Raw genomic sequence first — 12,822 nt, forward strand, 5'->3', positions numbered from 1 at the left:
TATGAGACCACGTCGGTGGCGCCGACGACAGACCTGGGGAACAGGCTTGGCGTCATGTAACGGCAGGCGTCCGAGGAGCGCTGTTTACCGTCCTTCCCACTAAATCGCCCCTCGCCCTATCGACCCGGTGGACGGCGCATCGGCGGTCTCCCGCACGCCGGGAACCGCGCACGCGTCACCCGGGTCGACCACGGACTCACAGCACCTTCGTGACCCCCTCGGCGGCGATCAGCGCGTCCCGCCGGGCCGGGTCGAGGTTGGCGCAGACCACCACCGACGCACCCGCGACCAGCGGCGCGAGCAGCCACTTCACCGGCTCCTCGTGCTCCGCCGCGTCGACCAGCAGCCGGTCGCCGGGGCGCAGGTCCAGCGAGTCGGCGATGTGCCGGGCGAGCTCGCCCCACGCGTGGTAGCTCGTCCCGTCGGGCGTCGCCGCGAACGACGGGTGGACCGCCGCGTACGCGGGCGGGGCGTCGCCGTGCCGGCGCACCTCGGGCAGGAAGTCCCGCCACCCGTCGGGCACCTCGGCACGGGGGTCGCCGAGGCCCAGCACGAAGCGGTGCCGCCCCTCGGGGACGTTCTCCAGCCAGTCGTCCAGCCGCGCCCAGGACGCGAATACCGCGTCCAGCGGCTCGTCGGCGCCGGGCCCGAGCACCGGCAGGCCGGCCGTCGCCCTCGGCCGGAACGACACCGCCACCCCGATCGACCACGCGCCGAGCAGCACGGCGGCGGTCTGCCAGTGCGCCGGCAGCAGCACCGCCGCCCGGTCGCCGACGTCCAGCCCGCAGCCGTCGCGCAGCAGGGCGGCAGTGCGCGCGGCCCAGCCGCCCAGCTCGGTCGCGGTCAGCTCGGTGCGCTCACCCGTCGCGCCGTCACAGAAGGTGAGCAGCGGCCGGTCGGCCCCCTCGGTCACACCTTCCGGCCGGGACATGGCAAGACCTGGTCCCATCGGACACCCCCTCCGCCGACCACCGTCCCCGCCACCCTACCGACCGCCAACCCCCTCCCGACGCCCCCGACGCCGCCCGCCGGGCTCCCCTCCGGTAGCGCGCAAATTCCGGGAATCAGTGGCCCTGCGCCGACCACGAGGCCACTGATTCCCGGAATTGGCGCGATCTCGTGGAGACCGGCGGACGGGAGCGGTGTCGACTTTGGTCGACGGCACGTCGACCGTCGGCCGTTTCCGCCGGCGGCCGGGTCGGCGAGTGTGGAGACACGCCGGTCCGGGCCGGAACGCAGCGGTCGGAAGCCACACCGGCGCCGCGACCGCAGGACCACCGACACCGCGAGGTAGCGCCATGATGGGATCACCGCGACCAGAGCAGACGCCAGGCGAGCGGACGGCCGACGCGGAACGCGCCCCGGCGGAGCAGGCCCTTCCGTTCCGGCGGCGGATCGTTCCCGTCCTCGCGCTCCTGACACTCGCCCCGTGGGCCGCCGAATGCTCCTGGGGTGGCTTCGCCGTCACCGAATTTCCGCTGGTCGTGGCCGTGCTGGGACCGATGTACGGCGGGGCCGCGATACTCATCCGGGAGACGGCCCGGCGCACCGGCGGCGGCTGGCCGGCCATCGTCCTGCTCGCCGCCGCGTTCGGGGTGGTCCAGGCCGGGCTGGTCGACCAGTCCCTGTTCAACAAGGGGTTCCTCGACGACACCGAGTTCGCCGGCCTGGACGCCGATGCTCGGGCGACCCTGGTGCCGATGCTCGGGGTCAGCGTCCAGCAGGCGCTCGGCTACATCGGCAACCACATCGCGCTGAGCATCTGCGCGCCGATCGCGATCGTGGAGTCGTTCCTGCGCCCGGAGCGCCGGCACCGGCCGTGGCTGGGCCGGCCCGGCCTGGCGGTCGTCGGCGTCCTCTACCTGCTCGGCAGCCTGCTGATCTTCTCCGACGACGGCGGACGCAAGGGCTTCCTGGCCAGCCCGGTCCAGTTGTCCGTCGCGGCCCTGACGGCGCTCGCGCTCGTCGGCGCGGCTCTGCTGCCCCGCTGGCGACGCGACCGCCGGCAGGCGCCCGCCGGCATGCCTGCGGGCGGCCCCACGCCCGGGGCAGGGTTCGCGGCTCGCTCCGTGTCTGGAGCGGGGGCGGCGAATGCCCCAGCGCCCGGAGCGGGACCGGCGAGTGCCCCAGCGCCCGGAGCAGGGGCGGCGAATGCCCCAGCGCCCGAGGCAGGGACGACGAATGCCCCGGTGCCTGGAGCGAGGCCGGAGCCGGTGGCGGCCCGTGCCCCACGGCCCGTCTGGGTGGGGGCGGTGGTGCTGGGTGCCCACCTCGGCGCAGCCCTGTTCACCGGGTGGCTCACCGTGGCGGTCCAGGCGGTGGCCGCCACGGTGGCGGTGGTGGTGGTCGTGGCCTGGTCACGGCGGGCCGGTTGGGGGCAGCGGCACGTCCTCGCCGCCTGGGGTGCTGGGCTGGTCAACGCCGCCGCATTCGCGTACGTCGTGCCGAGCTACGCACGGACGTCACCGGCGGAGGCCCTGGTCACCGACGTCGCCATCAGCGTGATCACGCTCGCGCTGCTCGGCTGCGCGTTCTGGCGGCTGAGCCACCAGTCCCCTGCGCCACACTGAGCCTCCGGTAGACATCTCCCCCATCCGGCTGGAGGACGGTGCCGCTACGCCACCGCCGGACCGCCGTCGAGCAGCGGGGCGAGCAGATCCCCCTGCTTCTCCACCCGCTTGAGCACCTCGGCGGCGGTATAGGGGCGAGCCGCCGGCCGCTTCCCGGCCGCGCCCGCCGCCACCTCGTCCCAGGTCAGCGGCGTCGACGCCGACGGCACCGGCTGGGCCCGCAGCGAGTACGGCGCGACCGTCGTCTTCGCCGCGTTGTTCTGACTCCAGTCGATGAAGATCTTTCCCCCGCGCAAGTTCTTCGCCATCCTCGACAGGATCAGCTTCGGGTGCGCGGACTCCAGCTCCTGCGCGATCCGGTGCGCGTACTCGGAGACGACATCCGAGGACTGGGTGCCGGCGATCGGGCAGCAGAGCTGCATGCCCTTCTTGCCGGACGTCTTCGGGTACGAGTCGATGCCGTCGTCGGCGAGGCGGTCGCGCAGCAGCAGCGCCACCTCGCAGCACTCGCGCAGCCCGGCCGGCGGGCCCGGGTCCAGGTCGACGACCATCGTGTCCGGGTGGGTGCCGATCCTCCACTGCGGGGTGTGCAGCTCCAGGGCGGCGAGGTTGGCCAGCCAGACGAGGGTGGGCAGGTCGTCGGCCACGACGTAGTCGATGGTCTCCCGCCCCTTGGTCGACCCGGGCGCGGGCAGCGTCTCGACGCGCACCCAGTCCGGGGTGGCGGCCGGGGCGTTCTTCTCGAAGAAGCTCTTGTCCGCCACCCCGTTCGGAAAGCGGATCCGGGTGAGCGCCCGGTCGGCCAGGTGCGGCAGGAGCACCGGGGCGATCCGGGTGTAGTAGTCGATCACCTCGCCCTTGGTGAACCCGGCCGCCGGATAGAGCACCTTGTCCAGGTTGGACAGCTCCAGCGAGCGCCCCTGCACGTCGACGCGGAACCGGTCACCCGGCATCCTCCACCTCCTGCGGCGGCTTGTCCGGGCGGATCCGCAGCACGCGGGGGAAACGCAGCCGCCCGTCCGGGGTGCGCTGACCGTACTTCACCTCGACCACCACGGCGGGCCGTACCCAGATGGCGGCCCGGGCGTCCTCGCGCGGGACGTCCCCGGCGAACGGCGACGTGTCGGCGCGCAGCGGCTCCAGCTCGCGCAGCAGTTCCCGCTCGATGGCCGCGCCGATGCCGCCGCCGACCCGGCCCCGGTAGACGAGCCGGCCGTCGGGGCCGGGCACCCCGACCAGCAGCCCGCCGATCTTGCGCGCGCCGGGCCGCCAGCCGCCCACCACGAAGTCGCCGGTCACCTCCAGCTTGACCTTCACCCAGTCGGGGGAGCGGACCCCGGGCCGGTAGACCGAGCCGGCCCGCTTGGCCATCACCCCTTCGAGGCCGTGCTCGCCGGCCGCCTCGTAGGTGGCGGGGCCGTCGGTGAAGGTCGGCGGCACCGCCCACCGGGCGGCGCCGAGGCCGAGGCCCTCCAGCAGCTCCCGCCGCTGCCGCCACGGCCGGCCGGTCAGGTCCGCGCCGCGCAGCCGGAGCAGGTCGAAGATCATGTACGTCACCGGCGCGGTCGCCGCGAGCCGGGCCGCCTTCGCCGCGTCCCGCACGTGCATCCGCTCGGCGAGCGCGGTGAACGACGGCTGCCCGGCCTGGTTGAACAGCACCACCTCGCCGTCCAGCAGCGCGTCGTCGACCTGCTCGCCGAGGGTGATCAGCTCGGGGTACGCGACGGTGATCTCGACACCGGAGCGGGCGTACAGGCGCTGCCGGCCGGCGGTGGTGTCGGCCAGCGCGCGTACGCCGTCCCACTTGAACTCGTACGCCCAGTCGGCGCCGGCGGGCAGCGGGCCGGTCATCGCGAGCATCGGCTTCAGCGGCGCGCCGGGCATTTCCTGACTGTAGTAGGGCAATGGAAGTGCTCGCGCCCGCTTCGATCCTTTGGGATCCTGAGCTGAACCGGGGAGAGGAGCGGGGTATGCGGGCGATCTGGAAGGGGGCGGTCTCGTTCGGGCTGGTCTCGATCGCGGTGAAGCTCTATTCGGCCACCGAGGAGAAGGACATCCGCTTCCACCAGGTGCACCGGGAGGACGGCGGGCGAATCCGCTACAAACGCACCTGCTCCGTCTGCGGCGAGGAGGTCACCTACGACGACATCGCCAAGGGATACGACATCGGCGGCGGCGAGATGGTGATCCTGACCGACTCCGACTTCGCCGACCTGCCGCTGACCACCTCGCGCGCCATCGACGTGCTGGAGTTCGTCCCGGCGGAGCAGGTCGACCCGATCCTCTACAACAAGGCGTACTTCCTGGAGCCGGAGGGCGCGGCGACCAAGCCGTACGTGCTGCTGCGCGACGCGCTCGCCGACTCGGAGCGGGTGGCGATCGTCAAGGTGGCGCTGCGCCAGCGGGAGCAGTTGGCCACCCTGCGGGTCCGCGAGGGTGTGCTGCTGCTCAACACGATGCTCTGGCCGGACGAGGTGCGCACCCCGGACTTCGGCTTCCTGGACGAGGACCTGAAGGTCCGGCCCCCGGAGCTGGCGATGGCCAGCTCGTTGATCGACTCGATGGCCGGCGAGTTCGAGCCGGACGTCTTCACCGACGACTACCGCACGGCGTTGCAGGAGGTCATCGACGCGAAGGTGGAGGGCCGTGAGGTGGTCCAGCCGGAGGAGGTCGAGGAGGCCCCGGCCGCGGCGGTGGACCTGATGGCCGCGCTGAAGGCGTCGGTCGAGCGGGCCCGGGCGGCGCGCGGCGAGCAGCCGGAGACCGGCGGCGGGGAGCCGACCCCGATCACCTCGGCCCGGTCGGCGCAGAAGGCGGCCAAGGCCCCGGCGAAGAAGGCCGCCGGGAAGAAGACGGCCGCGAAGAAGGCCGAGGGTACGAAGAAGGCGGCCCCGAAGAAGGCCGCGGAGTCCGGCACCGCGAAGAAGGCCCCGGCCCGGAAGGCCGCCCCGAAGAAGGCCCCCCGCAAGACCGCCTGACGGTTGCGGCGGGGCCTCCGGTCGGCCGGAGGCCCCGCCGCACGTCAGCCGCGGCCGAGCTTCTGGGTGGGGGTGACCCGGACGATCACCCGCTCCTCGCCGGGCTGCCGGAACGGGTAGGTGTCCTGCCCGAGGTACTTCTGCGCCATCCGGTCGATGTGCTCGTCGGCGCCCTCCTCGACCAGTTCGGTGGTGCCCTTCACCCACAGGGTGCGGAAGTCGTCGGCCTTGTCGACGACGGAGACCGCGACCACCGGGTTGCGTTGGAGGTTGTTGTACTTCTGCCGCCCCTTGGCGGTGTTGAACACGATGTGCTCGCCGTCGGTGTCCACCCACACCGGCGTCACGTGCGGGGTGCCGTCCGGCTCGATGGTGGCCACGTGGGCGAGCTGCGGTTCGGCCAGCAGGGCCAGATCTACTTCGGTGAGGATCGCCATGGTCGTGAAACTACCCCCGCCGGGAGCCCCGCACCGGGTAACCGTGCAGCGGTCGCCCCGCAGCGGCCGAACGGGACGGGACGCGCGGGAACGGGACGCGGGGGACGGGACGGGCACCGGCCGAGGCAGCACCGAGGGAAGCAGGGCGGGTACCGTGTGCGCTGGCCTCGGCAGCGGCCGCCGGGCCCCCACCTCTTGATCAGGGAGTCGACGTGAGCGAGCGTGTGCAGAACCGGTCGGCGGGCCAGGGCCCGGGCGGCAAGGCGGAGCGGCGGCTGGCCGTCCAACTGGCGGCGAAGAAGGCCGCCGAGGCGAAGCGTCGCCGGCAGTCCATCCTCGGCGCGCTCTCCGGCATCGCCGTCGTGGCGATCCTGATCGGGGTCTTCGTCGCCGTGAACCGGGGCGACGACGACGCGCCGGAGCAGACGGCGTCCGCCCCGTCGGCCGGGGCCAGCGCCCCGTCGGCCGAGCCCACCGCACCGCCCGCCCCGCAGCTTCCCGAGGGGATGGACCCGGCGCTGGCCACCAAGCCGAAGGTCGAGGCGGGCAAGGGCGAGCTGAAGAAGCTCACCGTGACCACGCTGGTCAAGGGCAAGGGCCCGGCGGTCAAGTCCGGCCAGCAGATCACCACCAACTACGTGGGCGTGTTCTACAAGGACGGCAAGGAGTTCGACGCGTCCTGGAAGAACGGCCAGCCGGCCACCTTCGCGATCGGCGTCGGGCAGGTCATCAAGGGCTGGGACCAGGGCCTGGTCGGGGTGACCGTGGGCAGCCGGGTGCAGCTCGACCTGCCCGCCGAGCTGGCGTACGGCAACGACGCCTCCAGCGGCCGGCCGACCGGCCCGCTGCGGTTCGTCGTCGACGTGCTCGGCGCCCAGTAGCGCGGCCGGTCATGCGGTAGTTCACAGCGGTCTTCCTTCCGGTCGCCCACGACCAGTAGGTTCGGGGTCACCGTGGGCGGTTCCGGCCGTGCCACGGTGATTCCCGACCCGACGCGGAGGTGCACGTGGCGGCGCTGGACGACCCGGGGTTCGCCCGGCTGATGTGGACGCACTTCGAGCCGGTGCACGCGGTCACCTACTTCCACCCACGCGCCCGCGCCGCCTACGAGGCGGTCGGGCTGCGCGGCTACTGGCGGGGGTACTTCGCCGGCCGGGCCGCCCCGCTCGGCGCCACCGAGGCGGCCCCGGTGGTGGCGGCGTTCTTCAGTTTCGCCCCGCACATGGTGGCCCGGGCGCTGCCGGCGGTGTGGCGGCTGGCCACCCCGGAGGAGGCGCTGCGCGCCCGGCTCACCGGGGCGGTGCAGGCGCTGGCCGAGCTGACGTACGAGCTGCCGGAGGGGCACCTCGCCGAGGCCGCCGAGTTGCTGGAGACGGCCGCCCGCGCGGCGCAGCCCGCCGGTCGGGTGCTGGGGGCCGCGAACGCCGCCCTGCCGGCCGCCGAGTACCCGCTGGCCCGGCTCTGGCAGGCGGCCACCACGCTGCGCGAGCACCGGGGCGACGGGCACGTCGCCGCGCTGGTCGCGGCGGGCCTGGACCCGGTGGAGACGCTGGCCTGGAAGGTGGCCGACGGCATGACGCCGGTGAACCTGCTGGGTCGGGGCTGGTCCGAGGAGCAGTGGCGGGCGGCGGCCGGCCGGCTGGTCGATCGGGGCTGGCTGACGCCCGACGGCGGGCCGACCGGGCCCGGCCGGGCCGCGTTCCGGGCCGTCGAGGACGCCACCGACCTGGCCGCCGCCCACCCGTGGCGGGCGCTCGGCGCGGACCGCACCGAGCGGCTGCGGGAGCTGCTCGAACCGATCGCCCGCGCCGGACACACGGTGATCCCACCGGACAGCCCGATCGGCCTGCCCCCGCTGTCGGTCTGAGCCCGGCGCCGGTCCATCCGGCGGGAACACCCCGGCGACCCCGCCCGTCGCGGTGCCGGCCCGCCCGTCGCGGAGCCGGCCCAGCTCGGGCAGGATGGGTGCGTGGCGGATGCGGTGGTCTTCGACCTGGACGGCGTGATCGTGGACTCCGAGCCGGTCTGGGAGGAGGTCCGCCGGGCGTACGTGGCGGCGCACGGCGGCGGCTGGCAGCCGGACACCCAGCGCCGGCTGATGGGGATGAGCACCGGCGAGTGGGCCCGGTACCTCAGCGGCGAGCTGGGCGTCGACCGGACGGCCGAGCAGGTCGCCACCGAGGTGGTCGACGAGATGACCCGGCGGTACGCGCAGCGCGTACCGGTGATCGACGGGGCCGACCGGGTGGTGCGCCGGCTGGCGACGCGCTGGCCGCTCGGGCTGGCCAGTTCCTCGCCGACCCGGCTGATCGCGGCGGCGCTGGCCGCGACGGACCTGACCGACGCGTTCGGGGCGACGCTGTCGACCGAGGAGACCGCGCACGGCAAGCCCGCCCCGGACGTGTACCTGGCCGTCGCCCGGCGGCTCGGCGTCGACCCGGCCCGCTGCGTCGCGGTGGAGGACTCCTCCAACGGGGTACGGTCGGCCGCCGCCGCCGGGATGCGGGTGGTGGCGGTGCCGCACGGGGCGTACCCGCTGGACCCGGACGCCGAGCGGCTCGCGGCCGTGGTGCTGCCGGCGGTGGGCGACCTGACCCCGGAGGTCGTCGCCGCCCTCGACTGAGCCGGGCGAACGAGTGGCATTTATGCCCGAGTAGCGGCTTTTGCCCGCCGCCCCGGCCTACCGTCGGTGACATGAGGGCTGTGGTGTACCAGGGGCCGCACGAGGTGGCGGTGGACGAGGTCGACGATCCGAGGATCGAGGCGCCGAACGACGTGATCGTCAAGATCACGACGACCGCGATCTGCGGGTCGGACCTGCACATGTACGAGGGCCGCACGCTGGCCGAGCCGGGCATCGTGTTCGGCCACGAGAACATGGGCGTGGTGGTCGAGGTCGGCCCGGGGGTGACCCACATCCGCAAGGGCGACCGGGTCTCGATGCCGTTCAACGTGGCCTGCGGGTTCTGCCGCAACTGCCGGGAGGGCAGGACGGGCTTCTGCCTGACCGTGAACCCGGGCTCCGCCGGGGGCGCGTACGGCTACGTGGCGATGGGGCCGTACCGGGGCGGGCAGGCCGAGTACCTGCGGGTGCCGTTCGCCGACTTCAACTGTCTGCGGCTGCCGCCCGGCACCGAGCACGAGAACGACTTCGCGATGCTGGCGGACATCTTCCCGACCGGCTACCACGGGGTGGCGATGACCGGGCTGCGCCCCGGCGAGAACATCACCGTGATGGGCGGCGGGCCGGTCGGGCTGATGGCCGCGTACTCGGCGCTGCTGATGGGCGCGGCCGAGGTGTTCGTGGTCGACAAGGTCCCCGACCGGCTGCGGCTGGCCGAGTCGATCGGCGCGATCCCGGTCGACTTCTCGAAGGGCGACCCGGTCGAGCAGGTCAGGGAGCAGACCGACGGGATCGGCACCGACCGGGGCGTGGACGCGGTGGGCTACCAGGCGTCCGGGGCGGGCGGCGAGGAGCACCCGGCGGCGGTGCTGAACAGCCTGGTGGAGGTGGTCCGGGCGACCGGGTCGATCGGTGTGGTCGGGCTCTATCTGGCCCACGACCCGGGCGCGTCGGACGAGCGCTCCGGCCGGGGCGAGCTGGTGTTCAAGGTCGGCAAGTTCTTCGAGAAGGGCCTGCGGATGGGGACCGGACAGGCCAACGTCAAGTCGTACAACGAGTACCTGCGCAACCTGATCATGGCGGGGCGGGCGAAGCCGAGCTTCGTGGTGAGCAAGGAGCTGCCGCTGGACGCGGCGCCCGAGGCGTACCGGCACTTCGACCGGCGCGAGGCCGGCTACTCCAAGGTGGTGCTGAAGCCGGCGGCCTGACGCCGGACGTGTCCGCGGCCGTGCCGCCTCCAGCTCGGTCCTCCGCCGCCCGCGAGGCGGCACCGGTCACCGCCCTGTCCCGGCGGGCCGCACCCGGAATGATCAGGGCCCGCCGGGGTAGGGCGGAACGCACGTCCTGACGCGAGGAGACGACGATGAGGGCGATCGTGTACGAGTCCGGCGGTGACGCCTCGGTGCTGCGCCTGGTCGACCGGCCGGTGCCCGAGCCGGGGCCCGGCGAGGTCCTGGTCCGGGTGGCCGTCTCCGGGGTCAACCCGACCGACTGGAAGTCCCGCCGGCAGGGGCCGCCGGTCGGCTGGCAGATCCCCGGCCAGGACGGGGCCGGGGTCGTCGAGGCGGTCGGCGCGGGCGTGGACCGGAATCTGATCGGCGAGCGGGTGTGGATCTGGGAGGCCGCCTGGCAACGCCCGTGGGGCACCGCCGCCGAGTACACGGTGGTCCCGCTCCGGCAGGTGGTTCCCCTCGGGGACGCCTCCTTCGACCTCGGGGCGAGCCTGGGCATCCCGTTCCTCACCGCGCACCGCTGCCTGACGGCCGGGGAGTTCATGCCCGACAGGCTGCACGCCGGCGCGCTGACCGACCACACGGTGCTGGTGCAGGGCGGGGCGGGCGCGGTCGGTAACGCCGCGATCCAGCTCGCCAGGTGGGCGGACGCCACCGTGATCACCACCGTGAGCAGCGCGGAGAAGGCGAACCTGGCGGCGGCGGCCGGGGCCTCGTTCGTGATCAACTATCGCGAGCAGGACGTGGTCGAGGAGGCCCGCAAGATCGCCCCCGACGGGGTGCACACGATCGTCGAGGTCTCGGCGGCGAGGAACGCGGCGGCCGACGTCCAGCTACTGCGCCGGGGCGGGGCGGTCTGCGTCTACGCCGACGACGGCGGGGACGAGGTGACGCTGCCGATCCGGCCGCTGATGGCGCCGAACGCCCGCTGGCAGTTCGTGCTGGTCTACACGGCCCCGACGGCGGCGAAGGCGCAGGCGGTCACCGACGTGGCGGCGGCGGTGGCGCAGGGCGGCGTACGGGTGGGCGCGCAGGCCGGCCTGCCGCTGCACCGGCACCCGCTTGCCGACACGGCGGCGGCGCACCAGGCGGTGGAGGGTTCGGTAGTCGGGAAGGTGCTGGTCAGCACCGCCGACTGACCGGGTTCACCGGCTGTTTTCCCCGACGCTGGGACAGAGCCGAACAAGTTTCGCGACAATGGCAGTGCGGGGACGCGCCGTGCGAGGCGGGCGGCCCGCGTGAGACGGGCGGCCCCGGCGCGGTGCGAACGCCGGGGCCGCCCCCTGGGGAGGGATGTCAGGAGTACGTCCCTGCCCCTTCAGGCGAAGATGCGCCTGAAAGCGTTACGGCGTTGTCAGCTCCCGGACACTCAGCCCGCCGTCGGCGTACCGGGAACGGAGCACTTTCTTGTCGAACTTGCCGACGCTGGTCTTCGGGACCGTGTCGATGAAGGCCCACCGCTCGGGAAGCTGCCAGCGCGCCACCGACTGCGCGAGGAAGTCGCGCAACTCCTCGGCGCTCACCTCGGCCCCCTCGCGGACCACCACGGTGGCCAGCGGACGCTCGTCCCAGCGCTCGTCGGGCACGCCCACCACGCACGCCTCCAGCACGGCCGGGTGGGCCATCAGGGCGTTCTCCAGCTCCACCGAGGAGATCCACTCACCGCCGGACTTGATCACGTCCTTGGCCCGGTCGGTGAGCGTGATGTACCCGTCGGGCGACAGGGTGCCGACGTCGCCGGTGCGCAGCCAGCCGTCGCGGAACCTCTCCTCGTCCGGGGTGTCGTCCCCGACGTACCGGTAGGTCACCCACGGCCCGCGGACCTCCAACTCCCCGACGGAGGTCCCGTCGGCGGGCAGCGGCTCGCCCAGCGGGCCGACGATCCGCGCGGCGACCCCGGCCGGGACCCGGCCCTGGGTGTACCGGTAGCGCCAGGCGTCCTCGCCGGTCGCGCCGGACGGCGGCCGGGCCACCGAGCCGAGCGGGGACATCTCGGTCATCCCCCAGGCGTGGATGACGTCGATGTGGTGCCGCTCGTCGAACGCGTGCATCAGCGCGGGCGGGCAGGCCGACCCGCCGACGATCACCTCCCGCAGCGAGGAGACGTCCACGTCGTGGCCGTCCAGGTAGGCCAGCAGGTCGTTCCAGATGGTCGGCACCGCGCCGGCCAGGGTGGGCCGCTCGGCGGCGATCATCTCGGCGATCGGGGCGGCCTGGAGGAACCGGTCCGGCATGATCAGCGACGCCCCGGAGAGGAACGCCGCGTACGGCAGGCCCCAGGACATCGCGTGGAACATCGGCACGATGGCCAGCTCGCGGTGCGTGGGCCCGAGGCCGAACCCCTCGGGCATGCAGACCTGGAGCGAGTGCAGGTAGATGGAGCGGTGCGAGTAGGCGACCCCCTTGGGGTTGCCGGTGGTCCCGGAGGTGTAGCAGAGGGCGGCGGCGTCGCGCTCGTCCACCTCTGGCCAGTCGAAGACCTCCGGCCGCCCGGCCAGCAGGGCGTCCCAGTGGTGTACGGCGATCCGGTCGCCCGCCGCCGCCAGCAGCGGGGCGGGGTCGCCGCCGCCGACCACCACCACGTGCCGCACGGTGGCCAGTTCGCCGATGACCCGGGCCAGCAGCGGGATCAGCGTCGAGTCGACCAGCACCACCCGGTCCTGCGCGTGGTTGGCGATGTAGGCGACCTGGTCGGGGAAGAGCCGGATGTTGAGCGTGTGCAGCACCGCGCCCATGCTCGGCACGGCGAAGTACGCCACCAGGTGCTCGGCGTTGTTCCACATGAACGTGGCGACCCGCTCGTCGCCGGTCACCCCGCACTCGTCGCGCAGCGCGTGGGCCAGCCGGGCTGCTGTCCGCCCCACCTCGGCGTACGGCATGCGGCGGGACTCGCCGCCGGTCCAGGTGACCACCTCGGCCGAGCCGTGCACCGTCGCGCCGTGGCCCAGGATCCGGGCGACCTGGAGGGGGGCGTCCATCATC

General features: G+C 73.7%; 12 protein-coding genes. 7 read left to right on the top strand and 5 right to left on the bottom strand.

Annotation, left to right across the window (positions count from 1 at the left end):
- Positions 1–196 precede the first annotated feature (196 nt).
- Positions 197–931: a TIGR03089 family protein gene (locus OOK41_RS31245; RefSeq protein WP_266267657.1), complete on the bottom strand. Its 735-nt coding sequence runs from the start codon at positions 929–931 to the stop codon at positions 197–199.
- A 367-nt stretch (positions 932–1,298) separates the two neighbouring features.
- Here OOK41_RS31245 and OOK41_RS31250 point away from each other — a divergent pair, with 367 nt between their 5' ends.
- Entirely contained in the window at positions 1,299–2,570 is a 1,272-nt protein-coding gene (locus OOK41_RS31250) for a hypothetical protein (RefSeq protein ID WP_266267658.1), read from the top strand.
- 44 nt (positions 2,571–2,614) lie between these two features.
- Here OOK41_RS31250 and ligD (OOK41_RS31255) read toward each other — a convergent pair whose 3' ends face one another.
- Positions 2,615–3,523: a non-homologous end-joining DNA ligase gene (ligD, locus tag OOK41_RS31255; RefSeq protein WP_266267659.1), complete on the bottom strand. Its 909-nt coding sequence runs from the start codon at positions 3,521–3,523 to the stop codon at positions 2,615–2,617.
- Positions 3,513–4,454 carry a non-homologous end-joining DNA ligase gene (gene ligD, locus OOK41_RS31260; RefSeq protein ID WP_117668558.1) on the bottom strand — a complete coding sequence of 314 codons (942 nt, stop codon included), beginning with the start codon at positions 4,452–4,454 and terminating at the stop codon, positions 3,513–3,515. Before ligD (OOK41_RS31260) ends, ligD (OOK41_RS31255) begins: the two co-directional genes overlap by 11 nt.
- A gap of 86 nt (positions 4,455–4,540) precedes the next feature.
- On the opposite strand from ligD (OOK41_RS31260), the gene OOK41_RS31265 reads away from it, so the two are divergent.
- Positions 4,541–5,548 (top strand): Ku protein, encoded by a 1,008-nt coding sequence (locus tag OOK41_RS31265; RefSeq protein WP_266267660.1) that lies wholly within the window; start codon positions 4,541–4,543, stop codon positions 5,546–5,548.
- A gap of 44 nt (positions 5,549–5,592) precedes the next feature.
- Here the strand turns inward: OOK41_RS31265 and OOK41_RS31270 are convergent, their stop codons facing one another.
- On the bottom strand, positions 5,593–5,985 hold the full coding sequence (locus OOK41_RS31270) for a PPOX class F420-dependent oxidoreductase (protein WP_117668556.1): 393 nt from the start codon (positions 5,983–5,985) through the stop codon (positions 5,593–5,595).
- 212 nt (positions 5,986–6,197) lie between these two features.
- Between OOK41_RS31270 and OOK41_RS31275 the strand changes: the two genes are divergently transcribed.
- The 5 genes from OOK41_RS31275 to OOK41_RS31295 all read left to right on the top strand — a co-directional run bounded on the left by OOK41_RS31275 (position 6,198) and on the right by OOK41_RS31295 (position 10,979).
- Positions 6,198–6,866, top strand: coding sequence for an FKBP-type peptidyl-prolyl cis-trans isomerase (locus OOK41_RS31275; protein ID WP_266267661.1), 669 nt, complete (start codon positions 6,198–6,200; stop codon positions 6,864–6,866).
- A 161-nt stretch (positions 6,867–7,027) separates the two neighbouring features.
- Positions 7,028–7,852 carry a hypothetical protein gene (locus OOK41_RS31280; protein WP_266268057.1) on the top strand — a complete coding sequence of 275 codons (825 nt, stop codon included), beginning with the start codon at positions 7,028–7,030 and terminating at the stop codon, positions 7,850–7,852.
- Positions 7,853–7,954: 102 nt separating this feature from the next.
- The gene (locus OOK41_RS31285) at positions 7,955–8,608 is read left to right on the top strand and encodes an HAD family phosphatase (protein ID WP_266267662.1); all 654 of its coding nucleotides are present in this window, start codon (positions 7,955–7,957) and stop codon (positions 8,606–8,608) included.
- Positions 8,609–8,679: 71 nt separating this feature from the next.
- On the top strand, positions 8,680–9,816 hold the full coding sequence (locus OOK41_RS31290; protein ID WP_266267663.1) for a glutathione-independent formaldehyde dehydrogenase: 1,137 nt from the start codon (positions 8,680–8,682) through the stop codon (positions 9,814–9,816).
- A gap of 155 nt (positions 9,817–9,971) precedes the next feature.
- Positions 9,972–10,979 carry an NADPH:quinone reductase gene (locus tag OOK41_RS31295; protein WP_266267664.1) on the top strand — a complete coding sequence of 336 codons (1,008 nt, stop codon included), beginning with the start codon at positions 9,972–9,974 and terminating at the stop codon, positions 10,977–10,979.
- Between the two features lie 204 nt (positions 10,980–11,183).
- Here OOK41_RS31295 and OOK41_RS31300 read toward each other — a convergent pair whose 3' ends face one another.
- A complete protein-coding gene (locus tag OOK41_RS31300) occupies positions 11,184–12,818 on the bottom strand; it encodes a fatty acid--CoA ligase (RefSeq protein ID WP_266268058.1) in 1,635 nt (544 codons plus the stop codon).
- Positions 12,819–12,822: the final 4 nt, after the last annotated feature.

The organism is Micromonospora sp. NBC_01655 (assembly GCF_026339755.1).
In the GTDB taxonomy this organism is placed as follows: domain Bacteria; phylum Actinomycetota; class Actinomycetes; order Mycobacteriales; family Micromonosporaceae; genus Micromonospora.